Source organism: Pseudomonas sp. WP18 (assembly GCF_036689585.1).
GTDB classification, from domain to species: domain Bacteria; phylum Pseudomonadota; class Gammaproteobacteria; order Pseudomonadales; family Pseudomonadaceae; genus Aquipseudomonas; species Aquipseudomonas chlororaphis_E.
The window spans coordinates 4,302,485-4,328,413 of the sequence record NZ_CP144758.1 but is presented as its reverse complement, the minus strand read 5'-3'; the positions used below and the strand labels follow the sequence as shown (position 1 = coordinate 4,328,413).

The 25,929-nt window shown below is 66.8% G+C and carries 2 protein-coding genes (1 of these 2 running past the window's edge); both read left to right on the top strand.

Features of this window, described 5'->3' with window-relative positions:
- On the top strand, positions 1-10,891 hold the 3' portion of the coding sequence (locus V5F23_RS18945; protein WP_338496065.1) for a non-ribosomal peptide synthase/polyketide synthase. 1,451 nt of this gene lie to the left of the window's left edge; 10,891 of the gene's 12,342 nt are visible here — the last part of the coding sequence; the start codon falls outside the window, past its left edge; the stop codon is at positions 10,889-10,891.
- Positions 10,891-25,929, top strand: coding sequence for a non-ribosomal peptide synthase/polyketide synthase (locus V5F23_RS18940; RefSeq protein WP_338496062.1), 15,039 nt, complete (start codon positions 10,891-10,893; stop codon positions 25,927-25,929). The genes V5F23_RS18945 and V5F23_RS18940 overlap by 1 nt, the downstream gene beginning before the upstream one ends.

The following is a 25,929-nucleotide window of genomic DNA, read 5'->3' as shown; positions in this document are numbered from 1 at the left end:
ACTGCCGCTGCTCGAAGCCGACGAGTACCAACGCCTGATCCACGACTGGAACCCGGTCGATGGGTCGTTCGAGCACAGCCTGTGCATTCACCAGGTGATCGCCCGCCAGGCGGCAGCCACGCCGGATGCCTTGGCCGTGACCTTCGCCCACACGTCACTGAGCTACAGCGAGCTGGATGGCCGTGCCAATCGCCTGGCCCACAAGCTCATCGAATTGGGCGTTGGCCCGGAAGTCCGCGTCGGCGTGGCGATGCCGCGCTCCGAGCAGTTGCTGATCGCCTTGCTGGCGGTGCTCAAGGCCGGCGGTGCTTATGTGCCTCTCGATCCGGATTATCCGGCCGAGCGGGTGGCCTACATGCTCGACGACAGTCGTGCGCGGGTGCTGCTGACCGAACAGGCAGTGGCGGCGACTTTGTCGGTGCCTGAGGCCACGGCGGTGCTGATGCTCGATCGTCTCGACCTGGACGGTTATTCCCTCGCTGCCCCCCGCACCGGCGTGACCCCGGACAACCTGGCCTACGTGATCTACACCAGCGGTTCCACCGGCCTGCCCAAAGGCGTGGCGATTGCCCATCGCAACGTGCTGGCGCTGATCGATTGGTCGCGCGCGGTGTACCGTCGCGAAGATATCCAGGGCGTGCTGGCGTCCACCTCGGTGTGCTTCGACTTGTCGGTGTGGGAGCTGTTCGTGACCCTGGCCAACGGCGGTTCGCTGATCATCGCCCGCAATGCGCTGGAGCTGCCGCAACTGCCGGCCCGGGATCAGGTGCGCCTGATCAACACGGTGCCGTCGGCCATCGCCGCGTTGCAGCGCAGCGGCGGGATTCCGGCCAGTGTGCGGATCATCAACCTGGCGGGAGAGCCGCTGAAGCAAAGCCTGGTGGAGGCGCTGTATGAGTCGCCGACCCTTGAGCATGTCTACGACCTGTACGGCCCTTCCGAAGACACCACCTATTCCACCTGGACCCGGCGCACCGTCGGTGGCACGGCGAACATCGGCCGACCGCTCAAGCACACCGCCAGTTACCTGCTGGATGCCGACCTGCAAGCGGTGCCCCAAGGTGTTTCGGCGGAACTGTACCTCAGCGGTGCCGGCATCACCCGGGGTTACCTGGGTCGGGCGGCGCTGACCGCCGAGAAGTACGTGCCCCATCCGTTTTCCACTGCGGGCGAGCGGTTGTATCGCACCGGCGACCTGTGCCGTTATCGCGTCGATGGCGTGCTCGAATACCAGGGCCGTATCGACCATCAGGTGAAGATCCGCGGGTTCCGCATCGAGCTGGGGGAGATCGAAGCGCGGCTGTTGCAGCAGCCCCAGGTGCGCGAGCTGGCGGTGCTGGCCCAGGACAGCGAGCAGGGCCAGCAACTGGCGGCGTTCATCGTGCCGAGCGACGCTGCCGTGCTGACCCAGGCCGAAGCCCAGGTGCACCTGCGCGAAACCCTCAAGGTTGCCTTGCGCGAACACTTGCCCGACTACATGGTGCCGACGTACCTGGTGTTCCTGGAACGCCTGCCGCTGACCCCCAACGGCAAACTCGACCGCAAGGCGCTGCCAGCCGTGGACGGCAGCGACCAGCAGCGCGCGTTCGTGGCGCCGCGCAGCCCCGTTGAGAAAGCCCTGGCAGCGATCTGGCAGTCGGTGCTGAACCTCGCCGAGATCGGCCTGGACGACAACTTCTTCGAGTTGGGCGGCGACTCCATCGTCTCCATGCAAGTGGTCAGCCGCGCGCGGCAAGCCGGGATCACGCTCAACCCCAAGGCGCTGTTTCAACATCAGACCCTGCGTAGCCTGGCGCAGGTGGCAGGCGCGGGCGACCAGCAAGTGGTCGAGCAGGGCCCGGCCACGGGCGTGGTGCCGTTGACTCCGGTGCAGCATTGGTTCTTCGAGCGTGACATCCCCGAACGCCAACACTGGAACCAGTCGCTGTTGCTGGTGCCGAGCCAATGGCTCGACGCACCTGCACTGGACATGGCCCTGACTCACCTGGCGGGGCATCACGACGCCTTGCGCCTGCGTTTCACCCAGATGAATGGCCAGTGGCAGCAGGCCTATGCCGAACCGTCGGCGGCCAGCCTATTGTGGCAACGCCAGGCGAGCTCGGTGGAACAGCTCAACGCCCTGTGTGATGACGCCCAGCGCAGCCTGGACCTGGAAGACGGGCCATTGATGCGGGCGTTGCTGGTGGACATGGCCGACGGCAGTCAGCGCTTGTTGCTGGCGATCCATCACTTGGTGGTGGACGGTGTTTCCTGGCGCGTGCTGTTGGACGACCTGCAACGTTTCTACGCCCAGCTACACGCCGGCCAGCCGCTCCAGGCGCCCGCGAGGACCAGCGCCTACGGGGCGTGGTCGAGCCGGCTGCACGGCGACCTCGACCGGTTCATGCACAGCCTCGACTACTGGCGTGCCCAGGCGGGCACCGGCAATGACTTGCCGTGTGACTACCCGCAGGTGGCCCTGCAGGCTCGCGACGAGCGCAAGGTCCAGGTGAAGCTGGACGCCGAACAGACGCGCCAACTGCTGCAACAGGCCCCCAAGGCCTACCGTACTCAGGTCAACGACCTGTTGCTGACCGCCCTGGCGCGCACTCTGTGCCGTTGGACCGGTCAGGACCACGCGCTGATCCAACTGGAAGGGCATGGCCGCGAAGACCTGTTCGACGGCGTTGACCTGACCCGCACCGTCGGCTGGTTCACCAGCCTGTTCCCGGTCAGCCTGCGACCGGCCGCCGAACTGGGCGCCTCGCTCAAGGCCATCAAGGAGCAACTGCGCGCCGTGCCGGACAAGGGCCTGGGTTATGGCGTGCTGCGCTATCTGGGCGAACCGGCGGTGCGCGCCGAGCTGGCGGCCCTGGCGGCGCCGCGCATCACGTTCAACTACCTGGGCCAGTTCGACCGTCAGTTCGACGACGGCGCGCTGTTCGTGCCGTCCAGCGAAGGCAGCGGCGCCGCCCAGCATGCCCGCGCGCCGCTGGCGAACTGGCTGACGGTCGAAGGCCAGGTCTACGGTGGCGAGCTGACGCTGAACTGGGGCTTCAGCGAGCGAATGTTCAAGCACCAGACCATCGAAACCCTTGCGGCGGCGTATCGCGCCGAGCTGAGCGCGCTGATCGAGCATTGCTGTGGCCTGCAAGCGCCGCAAGCGACCCCGTCGGACTTCCCCCTGGCGCGCCTCACCCAGGCGCAGCTCGACAGCCTGCCGGTGGACGCCGGGCAACTGGACGATCTCTACCCGCTCTCGCCGATGCAGCAGGGCTTGTTATTCCACAGCCTGTACGAGCAGACGGCGGGGGCGTACATCAACCAGTTGCGGGTGGACGTGCACGGCATCGATCCGCAACGGTTTCGCCAGGCCTGGCAGGCCACGCTCCAGGCCCACGACATCCTGCGCAGCGGCTTTGCCTGGCAGGGTGACCTCGAACAGCCGGTGCAGATCGTCCTGCGCCAGGTCCAATTGCCGTTCACGCACCTCGACTGGCGCGGGCACGAGCGGCTGGCCGATGCCCTGGATGAACGCGCCGAAGCCGAACGCCGGGAGGGTCTCGACCTGGCCCAGGCGCCGTTGCTGCGCCTGGTGCTGGTGCAGACCGCTGCCGATCGTTGGCACCTGATCTACACCCATCACCACATCCTGATGGACGGCTGGAGCAACGTCCAATTGCTGGGTGAAGTGCTCCAGCGCTACAGCGCTCGCCCAGTCGTGGCCAGTGGCGGACGCTATCGCGACTACATCGCCTGGCTGCAACGCCAGGACGCGCACCAGAGTGAAGCGTTCTGGACGGCGCAACTGGCCACCTTGCAAGAGCCGACGCGGTTGGCGCGGGTGCTGCCCGGCGCTGAAGCCGAGAGTGGTCATGGCGATCATTACCTGACCCTGGATGCCCCGCGAACCCAGGCCCTGGAACAATTCGCCCGCGCGCAGAAAGTCACCCTCAACACCCTGGTGCAGGCGGCGTGGCTGTTGCTGCTGCAGCGCTACACCGGCCATGCCAGCGTGGCCTTCGGCGCCACCGTGGCCGGACGTCCGATGGAACTGCCGGGCATCGAGCAGCAGGTCGGCCTGTTCATCAACACTTTGCCGGTGATCGCCGCGCCGCGCCCGGACCAGTCGGTCGCGGCCTGGTTGCAAGCCGTGCAGGCGCAGAACCTGAGCCTGCGTGAATACGAGCACACGCCCCTGGCCGATCTCCAGCGCTGGGCCGGGCAGGGCGGCGAGGCACTGTTCGACAACATCCTGGTGTTCGAGAACTACCCGATTGCCCAGGCCCTGCAACAAGGTGCCGAAGACGGTGTGGTGTTCGGCGAGGTCAGCCACCTGGAGCAGACCCATTATCCGTTGAGCGTGGCCGTGACCCTCGGCCAGACGCTGGCGTTGCACCTGTGTTTCGACCGCATGCAGTTCAGCCTGGCCGCCATCGAGGGCATCGCCGCCCAACTGGTGCATCTGCTGGAGCGCTTCGCCGAGTCAGCCGTGCGCCAACTGGGGGACATTGCCCTGGTCAGCGCCGAAGAGCAGGCCCGACAATTGGCGGCCAATGCGCCACAGCCGTACCCGACCGACGTCGCCGTGCACCAGCGCATCGCCCAGTGGGCCGCGTTGAGCCCGCAGCGTACGGCGGTGAAGTTCGACGGCGAATCGTTCAGCTACGGCGACATCGATCGCCGGGCGAACCAATTGGCCCATGCCTTGATGGCTCGTGGCGTCGGCCCGGAAAGCCGGGTCGGCGTTGCCTTGCCGCGCAGCGAAGGGGTGATCGTCGCACTGCTGGCGGTGCTCAAGGCCGGTGCTGCCTATGTGCCGCTGGACACCGGTTATCCCCGTGAGCGCCTGGCCTACCTGATCGAGGATTGCGGGCTGGCGCTGTTGCTCACCGATTCCCGGGTGTCGGCGCAACTGCCCCTCGAAGGCGTCGCCCAGGTGCTGGAACTCGATGGCCTCGACCTGAGCCGGCAACCGATGGACGCCCCTGTCGTGTCCATCGATCCGCAAAGCCTTGCCTACGTGATCTACACCTCCGGTTCCACCGGCAACCCCAAAGGGGTGAGCGTGGCCCATGGTCCGCTGGCGATGCACTGCCAGGCCATCGGCGAGCGCTATGAGATGCTGGCCAGCGATTGCGAGTTCCACTTCATGTCCTTCGCCTTCGACGGCGCCCATGAACGCTGGCTCACCAGCCTGACCCACGGCGCTTCGCTGCTGGTTCGCGACGACAGCCTGTGGACCCCGGAGCAGACCTACAACGCCATGCGTGAACACGGCGTGACGGTGGTGGCGTTCCCGCCGGTGTACCTGCAACAGTTGGCCGAACACGCTGAGCGCGAAGGCAACCCACCGAAGGTGCGCATCTACTGCTTCGGCGGCGACGCGGTGCCCAACGCCAGTTTCGAGCGGGTCAAGCGCGCCCTGGACCCGGACTGCATCATCAACGGCTACGGCCCGACCGAAACCGTGGTCACGCCGCTGATCTGGAAGGCCGGCCGCGAGGTGAGCTGTGGCGCCGCTTACGCGCCCATCGGCAGCCGCATCGGCGATCGCAGCGCCTACGTGCTGGACGCCGACCTGAACCTGTTGCCCCAAGGCCTGGCCGGTGAGCTGTACCTGGGCGGCAGCGGGCTGGCCCGGGGTTACCTGAACCGTCCGGGCCTGACCGCCGAGCGCTTTGTCGCCGATCCGTTTGGTGGCCGCGGCGGCCTGCTGTACCGCACCGGTGACCTGGTGCGCCAGCGCGCCGACGGGACCTTCGATTACCTGGATCGTATCGACAACCAGGTGAAGATCCGCGGCTTCCGTATCGAGCTGGGCGAGGTCGAAGCCCGCCTGCAAGCGTTGGCCGGCGTGCGCGAGGCGGTCGTGGTGGCCCAGGAAGGCACCGCCGGCAGCGGCAAACGCCTGGTTGCCTACGTGGTCGCCGACGCGCCAGCCCCTCGGGACGAAGCGTTCGCCGAACACCTGCGCGCGCAGCTCAAGGCGAGCCTGCCGGCGCACATGGTCCCGGCCTATCTGCTGGTGCTCGAACGCCTGCCGCTGACCCCCAACGGCAAGCTCGATCGCAAGAACCTGCCCAAGCCCGACGTCAGCCAACTGCAACACGCCTACGTGGCGCCGCGCAGCCTGCTGGAACAGCAATTGGCGTCCATCTGGCAGGACGTGCTCAAGCTGGGGCAGGTGGGCCTGCGGGACAATTTCTTCGAGCTGGGTGGCGATTCCATCGTTTCGATCCAGGTGGTCAGCCGCGCCCGCCAGCTCGGGATTCACTTCACGCCCAAGGATTTGTTCCAGCACCAGACCATCGAAGCGTTGGCCGCGATGGCGCGCCAGGGCGAAACCGCGCAAGGGGTCGACCAGGGACCGGTGACCGGCGAGCTGACGCTGCTGCCGGTGCAGCGGCTGTTTTTCCAGGAGGCGATCCCCGAGCGCCAGCACTGGAACCAGTCGGTGTTGCTCAAGCCGACCCAGCTTCTGGACGCCCGTGCGCTGGAGCAGGCCCTGGACGCCCTGGTGGTGCATCACGACGGCCTGCGCTTGAGCTTTGTCGATGACGGCAAAGGTTGGCAGGCCAGCTATCGGTCGCTGGCCCAGCAGCCCGAGGGTCTGCTGTGGGTGGCGGAGGTGGCCGATGCCGCGGCGTTGGAACACCTGGCCAACGAAGTGCAACGCAGCCTGGACCTGCAAGCCGGGCCGTTGTTGCGGGCCGCGCTGGCGACCCTCGCCGATGGCAGCCAGCGCGTGCTGCTGGCGATCCATCACCTGGTGGTGGACGGTGTGTCGTGGCGGATTGTGCTGGAAGACCTGCAGAGCACCTACCGCCAATTGTCTGCCGGCCAGGCGCTGCAACTGCCGGCAAAAACCACCTCGGCACAAGCCTGGGCCGACCGTTTGCAAGGCTACGCCCGCAGTGCCGCATTACAGGAGGAACTGGCGTTCTGGCAGGCGCACCTCGACGGTGCTGACGGCCGGTTGCCGCTGGACAACCCCCAGGGCGGACGGCAGAACCGCCTTGCCCTCACCGTGCGTACCCGCCTCGATGCGGCGCTGACCCGCCAATTGCTGCAGGACGCGCCCAAGGCGTATCGCACCCAGGTCAACGATCTGCTGCTGACCGCGTTGGCCCGGGTGATGGTGCGCTGGACCGGCACCGACAGCGCATTGATCCAGCTCGAAGGCCATGGCCGCGAAGCGGTGTTCGCCGACGTCGACCTGACCCGTACCGTCGGCTGGTTCACCAGCCTGTACCCGGCCCGACTGACGCCGACGGCGGACCTGGGGGATTCACTGAAACAGGTCAAGGAGCAACTGCGCTCGATCCCGAACAAGGGCCTGGGCTTCGGGGCCCTGGCTCAACTAGGGGATGCCACGGCGCAAGCCTGCCTGGCCGGGCTGCCCACGCCGGGCCTGACCTTCAATTACTTGGGCCAGTTCGACGCCAGTTTCGATGAGGCGCACGGGGCCTTGTTCGTGCCGGCCAGCGAAGGCGCCGGCGACGAGTTGCACGCCGATGCGCCGTTGTCCAACACCCTTGCCCTCAACGGCCAGGTGTTCGGCGGCGAACTGAACCTGGGCTGGACCTTCAGCCGCGAGCAGTTCGACGCGGCCACCGTGCAGGCCCTGGCCGATGACTACGCCCGGGAGCTGCAAGGGCTGATCGAGCATTGCTGTGACGGCACCCATGGCGGCGTCACGCCGTCGGACTTCCCGCTGGCTCGCCTGGACCAGCGACAACTGGACGGCCTGCCGATGGCGGCGGCGCAGATCGCCGACCTCTATCCGTTGTCGCCGATGCAACAGGGCATGCTGTTCCACAGCGTCTATGGCCAGGCCAGCGGCGCCTACATCAACCAGTTGCGCCTGGACGTCGAAGGCCTGGACCCGGACCGCTTCCACCAGGCATGGCAGGCGGCAGTGGACGCCCATGACATCCTGCGCACGCGTTTCGTCTGGCAAGGCGACCTGCCTGATCCGGTGCAGGTGGTCAGCAAACACCTGGCATTGCCTTACTGCCTGCACGACTTGCGCAACGATCCGCAGCGCGATGAAACCGTGGCGGCCCTGGCCGAGGCCGAACGCCGGCAACTGGACCTGGGCGCGCCGGCGCTGCTGCGGCTGGCGATCGTGCGCCTCGACGCACAGCGCTATCACCTGATCTACAGCCATCACCACATCCTCATGGACGGCTGGAGCAACTCGCAATTGCTCGGCGAAGTGCTGCAACGCTACAGCGGCCAGGACGTGCCCGTGCCGGTCAGCCGCTACCGCGATTACATCGCCTGGCTGCAACGCCAGGCCGTGACGGCCAGCGAGGCGTTCTGGACGCCGGCCCTGCGCCGCCTGGAGACGCCGACCCGGCTGGCCGAGGTGCTGGCAAAACCGGCGATGGATGAGACGGGGTATGGCGATCACGTGCATGGCCTGGACGAAGCGCTGACCCGGCGCCTGGAGGCCTTTGCCCGCGCCTCGAAAGTCACCGTCAATACACTGGTGCAGGCCGCCTGGCTGCTGCTGTTGCAGCGTTACACCGGCAAGGACACCGTGGCCTTCGGCGCCACCGTGGCCGGGCGTGCGGCGCAGTTGCCCGGCATCGAGCAGCAAATAGGCCTGTTCATCAACACCCTGCCGGTGATCGCCAGCCCACGGGCCGAGCAGACCCTGGACAGTTGGCTGCACGCGGTGCAAGAGCAGAACCTGGCCCTGCGCGAATTCGAGCACACGGCGTTGCTGGACATCCAGCGCTGGGCCGGGCAGGGCGGTGAAGCGTTGTTCGACAGCCTGCTGGTGTTCGAGAACTACCCGATTGCCCAGGCCCTGGAACAGGGCGCGCCGGACGGCTTGCGCTTCGGCCCGGCGGCCACCCGGGAGCAAACCAGCTACCCGCTGACGCTGTTGGTGAGCCTGGAGCGGCAACTGTCGGTGCACCTGAGTTACCAGCGCTCGAGTTTCGAGCCGGCCGCCGTCACGCGACTGGCCGCGCACCTGGCGCAACTGTTGGCGCAGATGGTCGATGGCGGCGAGCGCCGGCTGGCTGAGCTGACACTGCTCGAAGCCGACGAGTACCAACGCCTGATCCACGACTGGAACCCGGTCGACGGGTCGTTCGAGCACAGCCTGTGCATTCACCAGGCGATCGCCCGCCAGGCGGCAGCCACGCCGGATGCCTTGGCCGTGACCTTCGCCCACACGTCACTGAGCTACAGCGAGCTGGATGGCCGTGCCAATCGCCTGGCCCACAAGCTCATCGAATTGGGCGTTGGCCCGGAAGTCCGCGTCGGCGTCGCGATGCCGCGTTCCGAGCAGTTGCTGATCGCCTTGCTGGCGGTGCTCAAGGCCGGTGGTGCTTACGTGCCTCTCGATCCGGATTACCCGGCCGAGCGCGTGGCTTACATGCTCGACGACAGCCGTGCGCGGGTACTGCTGACTGAACAGGCAGTGGCGGCGACCTTGTCGGTGCCTGAGGCGACGGCGGTGCTGATGCTCGACCGCCTCGACCTGGACGGTTATTCCCTCGCTGCCCCCCACACCGGCGTGACCCCGGACAACCTGGCCTATGTGATCTACACCAGCGGCTCCACCGGCCTGCCCAAAGGCGTGGCGATTGCTCATCGCAACGTGCTGGCGCTGATCGATTGGTCGCGCGCGGTGTACCGTCGCGAAGATATCCAGGGTGTGCTGGCGTCCACCTCGGTGTGCTTCGACTTGTCGGTGTGGGAGCTGTTCGTGACCCTGGCCAACGGTGGCTCGCTGATCATCGCCCGCAATGCGCTGGAGCTGCCGCAACTGCCGGCCCGGGATCAGGTGCGTTTGATCAACACGGTGCCGTCGGCGATTGCCGCGTTGCAGCGCAGCGGTGAGATTCCGGCCAGTGTGCGGATCATCAACCTGGCGGGAGAGCCGCTGAAGCAAAGCCTGGTGGAGGCGCTGTATGAGTCGCCGACCCTTGAGCATGTCTACGACCTCTACGGCCCCTCTGAGGACACCACCTATTCCACCTGGACCCGGCGCACCGTCGGTGGCACGGCGAACATCGGCCGCCCGCTCAAGCACACCGCCAGTTACCTGCTGGATGCCGACCTGCAAGCGGTGCCCCAAGGTGTTTCGGCGGAACTGTACCTCAGCGGCGCAGGCATCACCCGGGGTTACCTGGGTCGGGCTGCGCTGACCGCCGAGAAGTACGTGCCCCATCCGTTTTCCACTGCGGGCGAGCGGTTGTATCGCACCGGCGACCTGTGCCGTTATCGCGTCGATGGCGTGCTCGAATATCTGGGCCGTATCGACCATCAGGTGAAGATCCGCGGGTTCCGCATCGAGCTGAGGGAAATCGAAGCGCGGCTGCAGCAGCAACCCCAGGTGCGCGAAGTGGCGGTGTTGTCCCAGGACGCTCCGGGCGGCCCGCAACTGGTGGCCTACGTGGTCGTCCCGGCACTCGACCGGGACGCCAGCGAGCAGGCGCGCAGCTTGCGCGATCAACTCAAGGCCCATTTGCCCGACTACATGATCCCGGCCCACCTGCTGTTCCTCGACCAACTGCCCCTGACCCCCAACGGCAAGCTCGACCGCAAGGCGTTGCCGGCGGTGGACGCTGGCCTGTCCCAGGCCGGTTATGTCGCGCCGGCCAGCGCACTCGAACAGCAGGTGGCCGCGATTTGGGCCCAGGTGCTCACGGTGGAGCGTGTTGGCCGCGACGATCACTTCTTCGAGTTGGGCGGCCATTCGCTGCTGGCGGTCAATGCCGTCTCGCGCATGGCCCTCGAACTGGGGCTGAGCCTGACCCCCCAACTGATTTTCCAGCACCCCGTCCTCAAGGCGTTTGTCGCGCAACTGGACACCGCGGACGGGCCAATCAATGAACAGAAACTGAACAAGCTGGAAGCCCTGCTTGATGAAATGGAGGAAGTCTGATGGACAAGAGTGTTGCTTTGAGGATTGCCAAGCGCTTTATCACTCTGCCGCTGGACAAACGCAGGCTGTACCTGGAGAAGATGCTCGAAGAGGGCGTCTCGCCGGCCAACCTGCCGATTCCCGAGGTGCGTTCCGGGTTCGAGCACATCGCGCTGTCCTACGCCCAGGAGCGCCAGTGGTTCCTGTGGCAGATGGACCCCCACAGCCCGGCGTATCACATCCCCACGGCCTTGCGCCTCAAGGGCCGCCTCGACGTTCCGGCCCTGGAGCGCAGCTTCAACGCCGTGGTCGAGCGCCACGAGAGCCTGCGCACCACCTTCATCGAACACGGCGAGCAGACTGTGCAGGTGATCCACCCGCACCTGTCGCTGCGCATTGCGATCGAGTCATTGGCGGGCGGTGCGCCGGCCAGCGAGGACGAGCGCATCAAGGCTTTCGTCGAAGATGAAACCGCGCGTCCCTTCGATCTGCGCCAGGGGCCATTGCTGCGGATGTCGCTGTTGGAAGTCGGCGAGGACGACCATGTGCTGGTGTTGATCCAGCATCACATCATTTCCGATGGCTGGTCGATGCAGGTGCTGGTGGATGAACTGGTGCGCCACTATGCGTTCCTCACGGCCGCCGACGGTGCCGATGCGGCCCTGGCGTTGCCGGAACTGCCGGTGCAATACGCCGACTACGCGATCTGGCAGCGGCACTGGCTCGAGGCCGGTGAGCGTGAGCGGCAACTGGCCTACTGGGTCGAGACCCTGGGCGGTGAACAGCCTGTACTGGAGCTGCCCCTCGATCGGCCACGCCCGCCCGTGCAAAGCTTTCGCGGCGCCCGTCTGGACCTGGACCTGCCACCCGCGCTGGGCGCGGCCCTCAAGCAGTTGGCCCAGCGTGAAGGGGCCAGCCTGTTCATGGTGCTGCTGGCCTCGTTCCAGGCGTTGCTGCACCGCTACAGCGGCCAGTCGCAGATTCGCGTCGGCGTGCCGGTGGCCAACCGCAACCGGGTCGAGACCGAAGGCCTGATCGGTTTCTTCGTCAACACCCAGGTGCTCAGTGCCGAGGTCGACGGGCAGTTGCCGTTCGACCGGCTGCTCGACCAGGTCAAGCAGTCGGCCCTGGCCGCCCAGGCGCACCAGGACCTGCCGTTCGAGCAATTGATCGAAGCCCTGCAACCGGAGCGCAGCCTCAGCCACAGCCCGATCTTCCAGGTCATGTTCAACCACCAGAGCGCCAGCGCAGAACAGGCCCGGCAACGGCAACTGCCGCAACTGAGCATCGAGGATCTGGTGTGGGAAGGGCGCACCGCTCAGTTCGACCTGACCCTGGGCACCTATGAAACCGAGCAAGGCGTTGCCGCCGAACTGACCTATGCCACCGACCTGTTCGACGCCCGGACCATCGAGCGCCTGGCCGGGCACTGGCTGAACCTGTTGCGCGGCATCGTCGAGGCGCCGCAGCAACGCATCGGCGAACTGCCGTTGCTCGATGCGGCCCAGCAGCAAGTGGCCCGGCAGGATTGGTTGCGCACGGTCGAGCATGGCGACGCCGCCTGCGTGCACCAGCGCATCGCCGAACAGGCACGCCGCACGCCGGAGGCGGTCGCCCTGATCGTCGAAGAGCAGGTCCTGACCTACGGTCAACTGGAGGCGCGCGCCAACCAGCTCGCCCATCGGCTGATTGCGCTGGGCGTGACGCCCGACCAGCCGGTGGGCATCGCGGTGGAGCGCAGCGCCGAGATGATTGTCGGCATGCTGGCGATCCTCAAGGCCGGGGGCGCCTACGTGCCCCTGGACCCGGCGTACCCCGAGGATCGCCTGGCCTACATGATCGAGGACAGTGGCTTGCGGTTGCTGTTGACCCAGGCCCGCCTGCAAGGCGTGCTGCCGATTCCGGCTGGCTTGCCGACGTTGTTGCTCGACCAGCCCGACGCGGCGTTGCAGCAGGCTCCGCACACCTGTCCGGTAGTGTCGCTGAATGCCGAGCACCTGGCCTACGTGATCTACACCTCCGGATCCACCGGCAAGCCCAAGGGCGTGATGGTGCGCCATGGCGCGCTGGGCAATTTCATCAGCAGCATGATCGCCCGGCCGGGCCTGGACGCCAGTGACCGCATGCTGTCGCTGACGACGTTTTCGTTCGATATCTTTGGCCTGGAAATCTACGGGCCGTTGTCCGCCGGGGCCTGCGTCGTGTTGACCGGGCAGCATGTTCACCAGGACCCGCAAGCGGTGCTGGCGCTGGTCGAGCGCCACGCTGTGACGGTGCTGCAAGCCACGCCATCGAGCTGGCGCATGTTGCTGGACCATGAACACGCGGCACGACTGGCCGGACGCACCTTGCTGTGCGGCGGCGAAGCCTTGCCGCTGGCGTTGGCGCAACGGCTGCTGGCCCTGTCGCCGAAGGTCTGGAACCTCTACGGCCCGACCGAGACCACGATCTGGTCGGCCGTGCATCCGCTGAGCCTGGACAACAGCCGGCCGTTCCTCGGCACCCCCCTGGACAACACCGCGCTGTACGTCGTCGGCAGCGATCTGGCGCTCAACCCGCCCGGCGCTCCCGGTGAGTTGCTGATCGGCGGCGACGGCCTGGCCCGCGGCTATTTCCAGCGCCCGGCCCTGACGGCGGAGCGCTTCGTGCCGGACCCATTCTCCCGCACCGGCGCGCGCCTGTACCGCACCGGTGACCTGACCCGGTATCGGGCCGAAGGCGTGGTCGAGTACATCGGCCGCATCGACCATCAGGTGAAGATCCGTGGCCTGCGCATCGAACTGGGCGAAATCGAGGCGGCGCTGCTGGCCCTCGCCCAGGTGCGTGAAAGCGTGGTGGTGGCCCACGAAGGGGCGACCGGTGCGCAACTGGTGGGCTATGTGGTGCCCCGTGACCAGGCCATGCCGGATGCGCAAAACCAACAGGCGCTGCGCAACGACATCAAGGCCGCGTTGAAGGCGCAGTTGCCGGAATACATGGTTCCGGCGCACCTGGTGTTCCTCGCGAACCTGCCGCTGACCCCCAACGGCAAGGTCGATCGCAAGGCGCTGCCGGCCCCGCAAGCCAGCCCGTCGCAAGGCACTTACGCGGCCCCCCGCAGCGCCACCCAGCACATCGTGGCCGGCATCTGGCAAGACGTGCTCAAGCTTGAGCGGGTGGGCTTGGACGACCACTTCTTCGAACTCGGTGGCCACTCGTTGCTGGTCACCCAGGTGATGACCCGGGTGCGCCAGGCGTTGAAGGTCCAGGTGCCGCTGCGCACCTTGTTCGAACACAGCGTGCTCAGGGATTTCGTCGCGGCCCTGGGCGTGGAGCAAGCGCATCGGGAGCCGCCGCTGGTGGCGTTGCCGCGACAGCCGTTGATGCCGTTGTCGTATGCCCAGGAGCGCCAATGGTTTCTCTGGCAACTGGAGCCCACTAGCACCGCCTATCACATCCCGGCGGCGTTGCGCCTGCGCGGGGCGCTGGACCTGCCGGCGTTGCAGCGCAGTTTCGATGCGCTGCTGGCCCGTCACGAATCCTTGCGCACGCGCTTCGTCGAGCACGATGGGCAGGCGTGGCAGACCGTCGACCCTGTTGCTTCGCTGGACATCACTGTGCAGACGTTGCCCGCCGACCTCGACGACGCGGCGCTCTTGATGCGGGTGGCGGAAGAAACCCGCGGCCTGTTCGATCTGCACCAGGGCCCGCTGATGCGGGTCACGCTGATGCGTCTGGCGGCTGAGGACCACGTGCTGGTGCTGACCCAGCACCACATCGTCTCCGATGGCTGGTCGATGCAGGTCATGGTCGATGAGCTGATGGACACCTACGCTGCCTTCAGCACCGGCCAGGCACCGGCTTCGGCAGCGCTGGCGGTGCAGTACGCCGACTATGCCGCGTGGCAGCGACATTGGATGGACGCCGGTGAGCGCGAGCGTCAGTTGAGCTACTGGACCCAACGCCTGGGTGATAACCCACCGTTGCTGGAATTGCCCACCGACCGGCCGCGACCGGCCGAACAAAGCCATCGCGGCGCACGCTTGCAAGTGCCCTTGAGTGCCTCCCTGGCCGCCGACCTCAAGCAACTGGCCCAGCGGGAAAACGTCACCTTGTTCGTGGTGTTGCTGGCGGCGTTCCAGACCCTGTTGCATCGCTACAGCGGCCAGGCCGACATTCGCGTTGGCGTGCCCGTGGCCAACCGTAACCGGGTCGAAACCGAAGGGCTGATCGGCTTCTTCGTCAACACCCAGGTGCTCAAGGCCGACATCGACAGCCAGCAAAGCCTGCGTAGCCTGTTGCAGCAGGTGCGCGACAACGTGCTCGGGGCCCAGGCCCACCAGGACTTGCCGTTCGAACAACTGGTGGACGCGCTGCAACCGGAGCGCAGCCTCAGCCACAGTCCGCTGTTCCAGGTGTTGCACAACCACCAGGCGCGCCAGCCCCGCGGTTCGGTGGCGCAATTGGCGCACGTCGATGTCCAGGCCCTGACCTGGGACAGCGACACCGCCAAGTTCGACCTGACCCTGGACACCTACGAATCGGCGGACCAGCTCTGGGCCGAACTGACTTACGCCACCGACCTGTTCGAGGCCGCGACCATCGAACGCATGGGCCGGCACTGGACGAACCTGCTCCAGGCGCTGGTCGCCGACTGTGGACAACGCATCAGCCAGGTGCCGCTGCTCGATGCTGCCGAACAGCAGGCCATGTTGGGCCTGTGGAACCCGCAACGGGCGGATTTCCCGAGCCATGAATGCCTGCACCAGCGGATCGAGGCCCAGGCCCTGCGAGCCCCCGACGCCATTGCGTTGAGTCATTTGGACCAGCACCTGAGCTATCACCAGCTCAACGCCCGGGCCAATCGCCTGGCCCATCGGCTGATCGAGGCCGGTGTCGGGCCGGACGTGCGCGTCGGGCTGGGCATGGCGCGCGGCCTGGAACTGGTGGTGGGGCTGTTGGCCATCCTCAAGGCCGGCGGCGCCTATGTGCCGCTGGACCCCAGCTACCCCGAGGAACGCCTGGCCTACATGATCGCCGACAGCGGGATCGGGCTGCTGGTGACCCAGGCCCAGGTGCTCGACCGTTTGCCGGTGCCCGACAGCGTGCGCTGCCTGCGGGTGGATGAGGACCCGCTCGGCTACAGCGACGCCAACCCGGGCGTGGCCATGTCTGCGGACAACCTGGCCTACGTGATCTACACCTCCGGTTCCACCGGGCAGCCGAAGGGCACGTTGCTGGCTCATCACAATGTGCTGCGGTTGTTCGAGGCCACCGCGCAGTGGTTCGAGTTTGGCGCACATGACGTCTGGACCCTGTTCCATTCCTTTGCGTTCGACTTCTCGGTCTGGGAAATCTTCGGTGCGTTGCTGTACGGCGGCCGGTTGGTGGTGGTGCCGTACGACACCAGCCGTTCGCCGGAAGAGTTTCATGCCTTGCTCTGCCGCGAAGGCGTCACCGTGCTGAACCAGACCCCGTCGGCGTTCAAGCCGCTGATGCAGGTGGCTTGCGCCTCAGCCACGGATGCGCAAGCCCTGGCGCTGCGTTATGTGGTGTTCGGCGGCGAGGCGCTGGACGTCAAGCACCTGCGGCCATGGTTCGAGCGCTTCGGCGACCGCGCGCCGCGACTGATCAACATGTACGGCATCACCGAGACCACGGTCCACGTGACCTACCGTCCGCTGGGCGAAGCCGATTTGCAGCGCGACGTCAGCAGCCCGATCGGCGAGCCGATTGGCGACCTGTCGTGGTACTTGCTCGACGGCGACCTGAACCCGGTGGCCGCCGGGTGCATCGGCGAGTTGTACATCGGCCGCGCGGGCCTGGCGCGGGGCTACCTGAACCGTGCCGACCTGACCTGCCTGCGCTTTGTCCCCGACCCGTTCGGCGGCGAGGGTGGCCGGCTGTATCGCACCGGCGACCTGGCGCGCTGCCGCGCCGATGGCATGATCGAATACGTCGGGCGTATCGACCATCAGGTGAAGATCCGCGGCTTCCGCATCGAACTGGGGGAAATCGAAGCCCGGCTCCTGGCATTGGCGTCGATCCGTGCCGCGGCCGTGCTGGCGGTACCCGGCCTGAGCGGGCCGCAGTTGGTGGCCTACCTAGTGCCGACCGACGCCACCTTGGCGGGCGACCCGTCGCGCCAAGGCCAGTGGCGCGATGCAGTGCGCGCCGAACTCCGGGCGACCTTGCCCGAGCACATGCTGCCGGCGCACCTGGTGCTGCTGGAGCAACTGCCGCTGACCGCCAACGGCAAGCTCAACCGCAATGCATTGCCGTCGCCGGACACCGGCACCGTGACGCAGGCTTACCAGGCCCCGCAAAGCGAGCTGGAGCAGCGTCTGGCAAGCCTCTGGCAAGAGGTGTTGAAACGGCCGCAAGTGGGCCTGGACGACAACTTCTTCGAGCTGGGCGGCGACTCGATCATCTCGATCCAGGTGGTCAGCCGTGCCCGCCAGGCCGGTATTCGCCTCAGCCCCAAAGACCTGTTCCAGCACCAGAGCGTGCGGCGCCTGGCCCTGGTGGCGACGCTGGAGGACGATCAGGCCGGGATTGACCAGCAACCGGTCGAGGGGCCGGCGTTGCTGCTGCCGATCCAGCAGCAATTCTTCGACGAGGCGATCCCCACGCGTCATCACTGGAACCAGTCGGTGCTGCTCAAGCCTCGCATCGCCCTGGAGGCGGACAAGCTCGAACAGGTGCTGCGTGCCCTGGTCAATCACCACGACGCGCTGCGCCTGGGCTTTACCCAGCAGCCATCCGGCTGGGTGGCGGTGTATCGACCCCTTGAGCAGCCATCCGACGATTGGCTGTGGCAGGCCGACGTGGCCGACAGCGCGGAACTGGAAACGTTGGGCAACCGGGCCCAGCGCAGCCTTGACCTGCAAGACGGCCCGCTGCTGCGGGCGGTGCTGGCCAACCTTGCCGACGGCAGCCAGCGTCTGTTGCTGGTGATTCATCACCTGGTGGTGGACGGCGTGTCCTGGCGCATTCTGCTGGAAGACCTGCAAAACGCTTATCAACAGGTGCACCAGGGCCAAGCCTTGAAACTGCCGGTCAAGACCCATGCCTTCAAGGACTGGAGCGAACGGTTGCAGAGCTACGCCGCCAGCCCGGCGTTGCAGCAGGAGCGGGCGTACTGGCTGGACGGCCTGGGTGCCTGCGGCAACGACCTGCCGTGCGAGCGTCTCGACGCCGGCCAGCAGAACCGGCTGCAAGCCACGGTCATGACTCGCCTCGATGCGAACCTGACCCGCCAACTGCTGCAAGAGGCGCCGAGCGCCTACCGCACCCAGGTCAACGACCTGCTGTTGACCGCGCTGGCGCGGGTGATCGGGCGCTGGACCGGGCAACCTTCGGTGCTGATCCAACTGGAGGGCCACGGCCGCGAAGCGCTGTTCGACGACATCGACCTGACGCGCACAGTGGGCTGGTTCACCAGCCTGTTCCCGGTGTGCCTGACCCCGCTGGATGGGCCGGGCGAATCGATCAAGCAGATCAAGGAACAGTTGCGCTCGATCCCGAACAAGGGCATCGGCTTTGGCGTGCTGCGCCACTTCGGCGATGCGTCCACCCGGCAAGCTTTTGCCAACCTGCCCACGCCGCGCATCACCTTCAACTACCTCGGCCAGTTCGACGGCAGTTTCGCCGGCGATGACGGCGCGTTGTTCACTCCGGCCCAGGAAAACGCCGGCCTCGACCAGAGCGCCGATGCGCCGATGGGCAACTGGCTGACCCTCAACGGCCAGGTCTATGGCGGCGAACTGAGCATTGCCTGGAACTTCAGCCGCGAGCGCTTCCACCCTGCGACCCTCGAACGCCTGGCGGACGAGTACGCCCAGGAGTTGGCGCTGTTGATCGGCCATTGCATGAAGCCTGGCAGCGTCGGCCTGACGCCATCGGATTTCCCCCTGGCCGGCCTGACCCAGGCGCAGCTCGACGGGTTGCCGATGCCGGCGCGGCAGGTGGTCGATGTCTACCCGCTGTCGGCGATGCAGCAGGGCATGCTGTTCCACAGCCTCTATGAACATGCCGCCGGCGACTACATCAACCAGGTGCGCCTCGACGTCGAAGACCTGGACCCGCAACGCTTCCAGCAGGCCTGGCAGGCCGCCGTGGAGGGCCACGACATCCTGCGCACCAGCTTCGTCTGGCAAGGGCTGGAGCGGGCCGTGCAAGTGGTGCACAAGCAACTGGCGATGCCGTTCACCGTGCTCGACTGGCGTGAGCGCGGCGACACCCACGCCGGCCTCGACGCACTGGCCGAGACCGAACAGGCCCGGGGCTTCGACCTGACCCAGGGGCCGTTGCTGCGCATGACGGTGGTGCAACTGGATGAGCGGCGTTGCCACCTGATCTACACCAACCACCACATCCTGATGGACGGTTGGAGCAACTCGCAGCTGCTGGGCGAAGTGTTGCAGCGCTACGCCGGCCAGCCGGTGCCGGCCACGGCGGGGCGCTATCGCGACTACATCGACTGGTTGCAGCGCCAGGATCCGCAGCTCAGCCAGGCCTGGTGGGCCAGCCAACTGGCCGACCTGCAAGAGCCGACACGCCTGGCCCACGCGATCCAGCGGCCCGCCGACGATCAGCCGCGTGAGGGCCATGGCGAGCGTCATCAACTGATCGATGCGCTGCAGACGCGCCTGTTGAGTGAGTTCGCCCGCCAGCAGAAGGTCACCCTCAACACCTTGGTCCAGGCCGCGTGGCTGTTGTTGCTGCAACGCCTGACCGGGCAGCAGACCGTGGCGTTCGGTGCCACCGTGGCCGGCCGTCCGACCGAACTGGCCGGGGTCGAGCAGCAGATTGGCCTGTTCATCAACACCTTGCCGGTGATCGCCAGCCCGCTGCCGGCGCAGACCGTGGGCCAGTGGTTGCAGAGTGTCCAGGCGCAGAACCTGGCGCTGCGTGAACATGAGCACACGCCGTTGTTCGACATCCAGCGCTGGGCCGGCCAGAACGGTGAGGCGTTGTTCGACAACATCCTGGTGTTCGAGAACTACCCGGTGTCCCAGGCGCTAGAGCGGGGCGCCCCCGGGCAACTGCGCTTCAGCCACATCCAGAATCACGAACAAACCAACTACCCGCTGACTGTGGTGGTCAACGCCGGTGAGACCCTGGCGTTGCAGTACAGCTATCGACGCGAAGCGTTCGCCGAGGGCGTGGTCGAGCAGTTGAGCAGCCTGTTGGGCAACCTGCTGCGGCAAATGACCCAGTCGACCGAGACGACCTTGGGCGAACTGGCGTTGCTGGACAGTGCGCAGGTGCAAGTGATCGAACAGTGGAACGCGACTGCCCAGCCGTTCGCCCTGGACCAGGGCGTGCACCGTCTGATCGAGGCCCAGGCCCTGCGCACGCCCGACGCCATTGCCCTGGTGTTCGGCGACCAGGCACTGGACTACCGCCAGCTCAACGAACGGGCCAACCAACTGGCCCACGCGCTGATCGAGCGTCAGGTCGGGCCGGACACGCTGGTCGGCATCGCGATGGAGCGCAGCCTGGAAATGGTGGTCGGCCTGCTGGGGATCCTCAAGGCCGGCGGCGCCTATGTGCCGCTGGACCCGGAGTACCCGCGTGAGCGGCTCGGCTATATGATCCAGGACAGCGGCATCGGCCTGCTGCTGACCCAGCCGCAGGTGCTCGACGCCTTGCCGCTGCCCCAGGGCTTGCCAAGCCTGTGCCTGACACCCGCGGGCGAGGCCTTCGATGCTTACCCCAGGGCGAACCCCGAGGTGGCGGTGCAGCCGGAGAACCTGGCCTACGTGATCTACACCTCCGGTTCCACCGGCCAGCCCAAGGGCGCCGGTAATGCCCACCGGGCGCTGGTCAATCGGTTGGTGTGGATGCAACAGGCCTACGGGCTGACGCCGGCGGACACGGTCTTGCAGAAGACCCCGTTCAGTTTCGACGTGTCGGTGTGGGAGTTCTTCTGGCCGCTGATGGTCGGTGCGCGGCTGGTGGTCGCGGCGCCCGGGGCTCATCGGGATCCGGCGCGGCTGATTGAGTTGATCGAGCGCGAGCAGGTCAGCACGCTGCACTTCGTGCCGTCGATGCTCCAGGCGTTCTTGCAGGCTGCCGACGTCCAGCGTTGCACCAGCCTGACCCGCATCGTTTGCAGCGGTGAGGCACTGCCGGTGCAGGTGCAGGTGCAGGTGTTCGCCAAGCTGCCGGGGGCCGGGTTGTACAACCTGTACGGCCCGACCGAGGCGGCCATCGACGTCACCCATTGGACCTGCCGCGAAGAAGGCCGCGACAGCGTGCCCATCGGCCAGCCGATTGCCAACCTGTCGACCCATATCCTCGACAGCGGCCTGAACCCGTTGCCGGTCGGCGTGGCCGGCGAGTTGTACCTGGGCGGCGTGGGCCTGGCCCGGGGTTACCACCGTCGGCCGGGCCTGAGCGCCGAGCGTTTTGTCGCCAGCCCGTTGGGCGGCGGCCAGCGCCTGTACCGCACCGGTGACCTGGCGCGGTATCGCGCCGACGGGGTGATCGAGTACGTCGGCCGTATCGACCACCAGGTCAAGTTGCGCGGCCTGCGCATCGAGCTGGGGGAAATCGAGGCGCGGCTGATGGCCCATGCGGCGGTGCGTGAAGCGGTCGTCGTGGCGTGTGACGTAGCGGGCAGCCAGCAACTGGTGGCCTACCTGGTGGCCGTCGATCCGGCCGAGCCGGCACGCCATCCCCCACTCAATGGGCAACTCGACGCCTGGCTGGGGGAAAGCCTGCCGGACTACATGGTCCCGGCACACCGCGTATGGCTGGCGCAGATGCCGCTGAGCCCCAACGGCAAGCTCGACCGCAAGCGCCTGCCGGCCTTGGAGCTGGCCGCCGCAGAGCACGTGGCGCCGGCCAATGTCACCGAGCGCACGCTGGTGCAGATCTGGCAGGGCGTGTTGGGCGTCGAATCCGTTGGCGTCACGGATAATTTCTTCAACCTGGGCGCTGACTCGATCATCTCGATCCAGGTGGTCAGCCGCGCCCGTGAACAGGGCATCGACCTGAGCCCGAAAGACATCTTCCAGCACCCCACCGTCCGCCAACTGGCCGAGCGGATCATGTCGGCGGAACCTGTCACTTCGGCGGCCAGCGCCCTGGTGGACATGCCGCTGCACGGCCTGACCGAGCAGCAGGTGCGCCAGTTGCCGCTGCCGCAAGGGCAGTTGGACGGGTTGTACCGTCTGTCCCCGATGCAACAGGGCATGTTGTTCCTCGGCTTGAATTCGCCGGAAGCCGACCTGTATATCAACCAGTTGAGCATCCCGGTCCAGGGCCTGGAGCCGGCGCGTTTCCAGGCTGCCTGGGAGGCGGTGAGCCGGCGTCATGACATCCTGCGCAGCGGTTTTCTCTGGCAGGACATGGCCGAGCCGTTGCAGTTCGTCCTCGCCGATGCGCCGTTGCCCATCAGCCTGCTGGACTGGCGCGAGCAGGACGTTTCGGCCCAGGCCCTGCAACATTTGGCCGACCGTGAACGGGCCCGGGGCTTCGACCTGGATCGCCCACCGTTGCAGCGCCTGCTGCTGGTGCGGATCGGCGCGGACAGCTATCAACTGATCTGGACCTACCACCACATCCTGATCGACGGCTGGAGCAGCTCTCAGTTGATCGGTGAGGTGCTCAGCCTCTACTCGGGGCGCGATCTGCCCGAGGCGGTGCCGTACCGTCACTACATCAACTGGCTCGCCCAGCAGGATGCCAGCGGCGGGGAACGTTTCTGGCGCCGGCACCTGGCCGAGCTCGACGAACCGACCTACCTGGCCGACGCCGTGCCGCGCAAAGAAGAAGGTCAGGGCAGGGGGCATGAAGCGCTCTACAGCCGCCTGGGCGAAGCCCGGACCGAACAGCTCAAGGCGTTTGCCAGGGACCAGCAAGTCACCCTCAATACCCTGGTGCAAGGCGCCTGGCTGGTGCTGCTCAGTCGCTACAGCGGCCAGCGTTGCGTGGCGTTCGGTGCCACGGTGGCCGGCCGCCCCGCCAGCCTGCCGGCGTCGGAATCGATCCTGGGGTTGTTCATCAACACCCTGCCGGTGATCAAGCAGGTGTGCGCCGAGCAACCGGTGGGGCCGTGGTTGCGCGACCTGCAGGACTACAACCTGGACATGCGCGAGCGCGAATACACGCCGCTGACCGACGTCCAGCGCTGGGCCGGGCGCGCCGGGCAATCGCTGTTCGACAGCATCATCGTGTTCGAGAACCACCCCATCGACCAGGCGCTGCGCGAGTGGCGCGATGACTCGTTGAAGTTTGGCGAGAGCAGCGCTGCCGGCCTGACCAACTTCCCGATGGACCTGATGGTCACCCTCGAAGACGGGCTGGTGATCGAATACATGTTCCTGCGCGAGCATTTCGACCGTGCCACGGTGGAAGGCATCCGCGCCAACATGGAAGGGCTGTTGGCGGCGCTGTGCGAGGACGCCGCACGGCCCCTGGGCCGTCTCGGCCTGGTCACCGGGCAGGCACTGGCGGCTCCGGCGGCCGAGCCATCGCCGGCGTCAGTGCCAGTGCACGTGCGCATCGGCCAATGGGCTGCCCGCGACAGTGAGCAGACGGCGGTCATCTTCGACGGCCAGCGGTTCAGCTACGGCCAGATCGAGGCCCGGGCCAATCGCCTGGCCCACGCCCTGATAGCCGAAGGGGTCGGGCCGGACGTGCGGGTCGGCGTGGCCTTGCCCCGCAGCGAGCAGATGATTGTCGCCTTGCTGGCGGTGCTCAAGGCGGGCGGTGCCTACGTGCCGCTGGATGCCACTTATCCACGGGAGCGCCTGAGTTACCTGATGGACGATTCGGGCATTGCCCTGTTGCTCAGCGACTCGCGCCTGGACGCCGTATTGCCGACCCGGGCCAATCTTCATGTGCTGGCGCTGGACCGTCTGAACCTCGACGACCTGCCGGGCACGGCGCCCCAGGTGACGGTGCAGCCGGAAAACCTTGCCTACGTGATCTACACCTCCGGCTCCACCGGTTTGCCCAAGGGCGTGGGCGTGGGCCATGGTGCCTTGGCGATGCACTGCCAGGCCATCGGCCAGCGTTATGAAATGAGCACGGCCGATTGCGAGTTGCACTTCATGTCGTTCGCCTTCGACGGTGCCCATGAGCGTTGGCTGACCCCGATGACCCATGGTGCGCGGTTGCTGATCCGCGACGACAGCCTCTGGACTGCCGAGCAGACCTTCAACGCCATGCATGAGCATGGCGTGACGGTGGCGGCGTTCCCGCCGGTGTATTTGCAGCAACTGGCCGAGCACGCCGAGCAACAGGGCAACCCACCGCCGGTGCGGGTCTACTGCTTCGGTGGCGATGCGGTGCCGCAAGCGAGTTTCGAGCTGGCCAGGCGGGCCCTCAAGCCGCGCTACATCATCAACGGCTACGGTCCGACCGAAACCGTGGTCACGCCGCTGATCTGGAAGGCGGGCGCCGAGCAGACGTGCGGCGCGGCGTATGCTCCCATCGGCACGCTCGTCGGCCAGCGTTGTGGCTACGTGCTGGACCACGACCTCAATCGCCTGCCGGTCGGCGTGGCGGGCGAGTTGTACCTGGGCGGGGCGTTGGCCCGGGGTTACCTGGGGCGCGCCGGCGGCACGGCCGAACGCTTTGTCGCCGATCCATTCGGCGGCGCCGGTGCCCGCCTGTATCGCACCGGCGACCTGGTGCGACAACGCGAGGATGGCACCCTTGACTACCTGGGCCGTATCGACCAGCAAGTGAAGATCCGGGGCTTCCGTATCGAACCGGGGGAAATCGAGGCCCGCCTCAAGCAACTGCCAGGGGTGCGTGACGCGGCGGTGGTGGCGCGTGACGGCGCCAGCGGCAAGCAATTGGTCGGCTACGTGCTGCCCGTCGATTCGACATCGACCGGGGAGTGGTGCGAGGGCCTGCGCGAACAGCTCAAGGCGAGCCTGCCGGACTACATGGTGCCGGCCCACCTGATGCTGCTCGAACGCCTGCCGCTGACACCCAACGGCAAGCTCGACCGCAAGGCACTGCCGGCGCCGGGCGCCGATCCGGCGCGCCAGGGCTACGTGGCACCGGACAGCGCGCTTGAAAAAGCCCTGGTGGAGATCTGGCAGGACGTGCTGAAAGTCGAGCGGGTCGGGGTGACCGATCACTTCTTCGAACTGGGCGGTGACTCGATCCTCAGCCTGCAAGTGGTGGCCCGCAGTCGGGGGCTCAAGGCCCAGGGCTTGAACCTTAAGCTGCGCGACCTGATGCAGAAACCGACCATTGCCCAGTTGGTGGCGGGTTTGCAGGGCCAAGCCTCGACGCCTTCCACTGTGTTGGCGATGAACGCCGAGGTGCGTGGCACGGCACCGCTGTTCTGCATCCATGCCGGGTTTGGCACGGTGTTCGACTATGAACCGCTGGCGCGGCGCTTGAGCGGTGTGCGCCAGGTGCTGGCAGTGCAGTCGGCGATGCTGCTGGATCCGGCGTGGCGCGACGCATCGCTGCCGGCGATGGCCAGCGCCTACGTGGCCCAGATCCGCGCACGGCAACCGCAAGGGCCTTATTCGCTGCTGGGGTGGTCCCTGGGCGGCACCCTGGCCTTGTTGATGGCCGCGCAACTGGAGCGCGAAGGGCAGCAGGTCGAGTTCGTCGGCCTGGTCGACAGCTTCGTGCCTTCGGCCGCGGTGGATCGCCACGCAGTGGATGACTGGCGCGTCGACCTGCGGGATTTCGTGCGGGTGACGTTGCCCGACGCCAGGTTGCCGCAGTTGATCGAGGGCGAGGAAACGGTGACGAACCTGCGCGCGTTGCTGGCGACGGCGATGGCCGGCGAGGGCGTTGCCTCCACCTACCTGGCCTTGGGTGCCGATGAGCTGGCCCATGTCTTTTGCGTCGCCCGCCACCTCAAGCACCTGTCGCTGCAACTGGACCGGTGCCCGACGGTGGCGGTGGAACCGACGTGCTGGTGGACGCCGGGGCGCGAAGCCGAAGGGCTGGAACTGGCTGCGCAGGTGGGGCAGCCGGTGCAGGGTGAGCGGATCGACTGCGGTCACTTCCAGATTCCCCGGGATGAACGGTTCCTGGCCAGGGCTGAAGAAATCCTTGCCGAGATCGTTGAATCAGAAGTCTTGTCCTGA

What these genes read in the sequence shown, in the direction of transcription:
- V5F23_RS18940 (WP_338496062.1), top strand. Translation starts at nt 10,891, where the DNA reads ATGGACAAGAGTGTTGCTTTGAGGATTGCCAAGCGCTTTATCACTCTG.